The sequence below is a fragment of the Verrucosispora sp. SN26_14.1 genome (assembly GCF_004307965.1).
Lineage (GTDB): Bacteria > Actinomycetota > Actinomycetes > Mycobacteriales > Micromonosporaceae > Micromonospora.
Genome location: NZ_SISL01000498.1, coordinates 1 through 4,179 on the forward strand (window position 1 = coordinate 1; position 4,179 = coordinate 4,179).

General features: G+C 72.2%; 3 protein-coding genes. All 3 read left to right on the forward strand.

Translation table 11 applies throughout. The features are described 5' to 3' along the window. The coding region (gene clpB / locus EYA84_RS27830) for an ATP-dependent chaperone ClpB (protein WP_131056829.1) at positions 1 to 2,413 on the forward strand (2,413 nt) is incomplete at its 5' end. Between the two features lie 79 nt (positions 2,414 to 2,492). After that, complete coding sequence (locus EYA84_RS27835) at positions 2,493 to 2,873, forward strand: hypothetical protein (protein WP_131056831.1); 381 nt, start codon at positions 2,493 to 2,495, stop codon at positions 2,871 to 2,873. A gap of 69 nt (positions 2,874 to 2,942) precedes the next feature. Continuing rightward, the gene (locus tag EYA84_RS33945; protein WP_131056833.1) at positions 2,943 to 4,007 is read left to right on the forward strand and encodes a hypothetical protein; all 1,065 of its coding nucleotides are present in this window, start codon (positions 2,943 to 2,945) and stop codon (positions 4,005 to 4,007) included. The last annotated feature ends 172 nt before the right edge of the window (positions 4,008 to 4,179 follow it).

The window sequence follows — 4,179 nt, forward strand, 5'->3', positions numbered from 1 at the left end:
GCGCCGGGCCGCCCAGCGTGCGGTCGACGCGCTGCCCGCCGCGCGCGGCTCCAGCATCGCGGAGCCCACCCTGGCCCGCGAGTTCGTCAACGCCATCGGTGCCGCCGAGCAGATCGCCCGGCCGCTCGGCGACGAGTACACCTCCACCGAACACCTGCTGGCCGGGCTGGCCCGGGTCGGCGGTGCCGTCTCCGGTGCGCTCACGTCGGCCGGCGCCACCGAGGAGACGCTGGTCGCCGCGTTCCCGACCGTGCGCGGTGGGGACCGTCGGGTCACCACGGCCGACCCGGAGCAGACCTACCAGGCGTTGGCCAAGTACGGCGTCGACCTGACCGCGAGCGCGCGGGACGGCAAGATCGACCCGGTGATCGGGCGGGACTCCGAGATCCGCCGGGTGATCCAGGTGCTGTCCCGGCGTACCAAGAACAACCCGGTGCTGATCGGCGAGCCCGGTGTCGGCAAGACCGCCATCGTCGAGGGCCTGGCCCAGCGGATCGTCGCCGGTGACGTGCCCGAGTCGCTGCGGGACAAGAAGCTCGTCTCGCTCGACCTCGGTGCGATGGTCGCCGGTGCGCAGTACCGGGGTCAGTTCGAGGAGCGCCTCAAGTCCGTCCTGGAGGAGATCAAGAACTCCGACGGCCAGGTCATCACGTTCCTCGACGAACTGCACACGGTGGTCGGCGCGGGCAAGGGCGAGGGCTCGATGGACGCCGGCAACATGCTCAAGCCGATGCTGGCCCGGGGCGAGCTGCGCATGGTCGGCGCGACCACGCTGGACGAGTACCGCGAGCACATCGAGAAGGACCCGGCCCTGGAGCGGCGCTTCCAGCCGGTGCTGGTCGGCGAACCCACCGTCGAGGACACCATCGGCATCCTGCGGGGGCTCAAGGAGCGCTACGAGGTCCACCACGGCGTACGCATCACCGACGCCGCCCTGGTCGCCGCCGCCGCGCTCTCCGACCGGTACATCACCGACCGCTTCCTGCCGGACAAGGCGATCGACCTGGTCGACGAGTCGGCGTCCCGGCTCCGGATGGAGATCGACTCCCGGCCGGTCGAGGTGGACGAGATCGAGCGGGCGGTACGCCGGCTGGAGATCGAGGAGATGGCGCTGGCCAAGGAGCCGGACGCCGCCTCCGCCGTACGCCTGGAACGGCTGCGCAAGGAACTGGCCGACAAGCGTGAGCAGCTCACCGTGCTCTCCGAGCGCTGGCACCTGGAGAAGAGCCACATCACCAAGCTCTCCACCGCCAAGGAGGAGTTGGAGCGGTTGGGTGGTGAGGCGGAGCGGGCCGAGCGCGACGGCGAGTTGGAACGCGCCGCCGAGCTGCGCTACGGCCGCATCCCGGCGCTCCAGACCGAGCTGACGAAGGCCGAGGAGGAACTGGCCCGGTTGCAGTCCGCGGGCGCGATGCTCAAGGAGGAGGTCGGCGCGGACGACATCGCGGCGGTCGTCGCCTCCTGGACCGGCATCCCCGCCGGCCGCCTGCTGGAGGGCGAGACCGCCAAGCTGCTCCGGATGGAGGAGTCGCTGCGCGAGCGGGTCGTCGGCCAGGCCGAGGCGGTGGGCGCGGTCTCCGACGCGGTACGCCGTGCCCGTGCCGGTGTCGCCGACCCGGACCGCCCGACCGGCAGCTTCCTCTTCCTCGGCCCGACCGGGGTGGGCAAGACCGAGCTGGCGAAGGCGCTCGCCGAGTTCCTCTTCGACGACGAGCGGGCGATGGTCCGCATCGACATGAGCGAGTACGGCGAGAAGCACTCGGTGGCCCGGCTGGTCGGCGCTCCGCCCGGCTACGTCGGCTACGAGGAGGGCGGCCAGCTCACCGAGGCGGTGCGTCGTCGGCCGTACTCGGTGATCCTCCTCGACGAGGTGGAGAAGGCCCACCCGGACGTCTTCGACATCCTGCTCCAGGTGCTCGACGACGGCCGGCTCACCGACGGTCAGGGCCGTACCGTCGACTTCCGCAACGCGATCCTGATCCTCACCTCGAACCTCGGGTCGGCGGTGATCAGTGATCTGACGCTCGCCGAGGAGCAGCGCCGGGAGGGCGTCCTCGCGGTGGTCCGGTCGCACTTCAAGCCGGAGTTCCTCAACCGGCTCGACGACATCGTGGTCTTCGCCGCACTCCGGGGCGACGACCTGCGCTCCATCGTGGACATCCAGTTGGCCCGCCTGCGCAAACGGCTGGCCGACCGCCGGCTCTCGCTGGACGTCACCGACGCGGCGCGGGGCTGGTTGGCCGAGCACGGGTACGACCCGATCTACGGCGCCCGGCCGCTGCGCCGACTGGTCCAGTCGGCGATCGGCGACCAGCTCGCCAAGGCGCTGCTCGCCGGCCAGATCCGCGACGGCGACACGGTGCGGGTGGAGCTCGCCGACGCCAAGGACGGCCTGTCGGTGAGCACCGCCTGACCCGTACCCACGATGCCGGAGATCCCCGCCGCCCCCGCCTCGGCGGGCGGCGGCGGGCCGTCCGGGTGAGGATGGAGACATGTTCGGGATCGGGCGCAGGAAGGACCCGGAGCTGACCGCTGCCGTCGCGGCCCTGGCCGCCGCCGGCCGCGTCGCCTTCGGCGGGGTCGGGATCGCGGGCGCGACGCTGCCGGAGACCGAGGCATACCAGCGCGTCGCGGCGATCGCGGCCGACCACCCCGACGAGGTACGCGGGCAGCTCGACCGCCTGCTCACCACCGGCTCTCCGGCAGCCCGGGTGTACGCCGCCACGCTGCTGGAACAGCTCGACCCGGCGGCCGGGCGGACGGCCTGGAACAGGCTGCGTTCCGATCCGGCGGAGGTGGACACCGCCGTCGGGTGCGTGCTGGACCGCACCACGGTCGGCGAGTACGCCGCCCGACGACTCGACGATTCGTGATCCGACGGCCGGTCGGCTCCGTCCGATCGGTGCTGCCGGATCTTGTCTGATCCTCCTACGCTCCGTGCCATGACCGCGACCGCCGGAGATCCGGCCGCCGTACCCCCGCCTCGACCACCCCGCCCCGGCACCGTCACCGTGGCCTTCTGGTTGCAGCTCACGATCGCGCTGATCCTGTTCGGACTCGTCGCGCTGGTAGTCGTCGAGGCGTTCCAGTGGGACGCCGCGATCGACCGGGCGGCGCGCCAGGTGCCCGACGCCGACCCCGACGAGGTACGCGCCGAGCGGGTCAGCAGCGTGACCATGTCGCTGGTCCTCGGCATCCCCGCCCTTGCCCTGGGGCTCTGGATGGCGCTGACCGCGGTCGGCGTCCGCCGGGGCAGCAACGTCGCCCGGGTCATGGTCTTCGCGGCCGGTGGTGCCGAACTGCTGCTCTGCTTCTTCCAGGCGTGCGCCGGTTTCTTCTTCGTCCCGTTCATCGCGTTCGCGGCGTCCGGGGCGGTCGAGATGGAGGAAGGCCCACCACCGGACGACTTCTGGCAGGAGTCGGACTTCTTCGAGGCGCTGTACGGCGAGCCGCGCCTCTTCGAGACGGTGTTCTTCCCGCTGGCCGGTCTCGGCGTCCTGACGGTGGTGACCCTCACCGCGGTGGTCGTGCTGATGTTGGCGATTCCGCCGGCCAACCGCTGGTTCGTGCCGAAGCCCGAGCCGGCCGGACCGCTGACCGCCGGAGGCGACATCCCGAACGCCTACCTCGCCGGCTACCCACTCCCGACGCCCTACTACCCCGCCCCCGGCTATCCGCTGCCGCCGGGCTATCCGGTCCCGCCCGGCCATCCCGCGCCGTTCGGCGGTCCCGTCCCGACCGGCTACGTCGTGCCTCCCGGCTATCCACTGCCCCCGGGCTACCCGCTGCCGCCCGGCTACCCCATGCCCGTGCCGCCCGGCTACCCCGTGCCGCCCGGCTACCCCATGCCCGTCCCGCCCGGTTATCCCGTGCCGACTGGGCAGCCCGCACCGGCAGGCGAACCACCTGCGTCGTCGGGTGAGCAACCACCGCCGTCGGACGATGACCCGGGTGAAACCGGCCAGGGCGACCGATCGGCCCCGGATCCGGGCGGGAACGGACGATAGTCGACCGGCGACGGCTTAACCCGCGCCGGTCACGGCTACCGTCGTCACCGAAATACCTGGGGAGGTGACGGGTGGACGACGTGACGGCGTACCTGGTGATCGCGCTCGGGTGTCTGCTGGCCGGGCTGGCCGTCGTCGTGCTCGTGGCGCGGCGGCGGGGCCGGCCGACGAC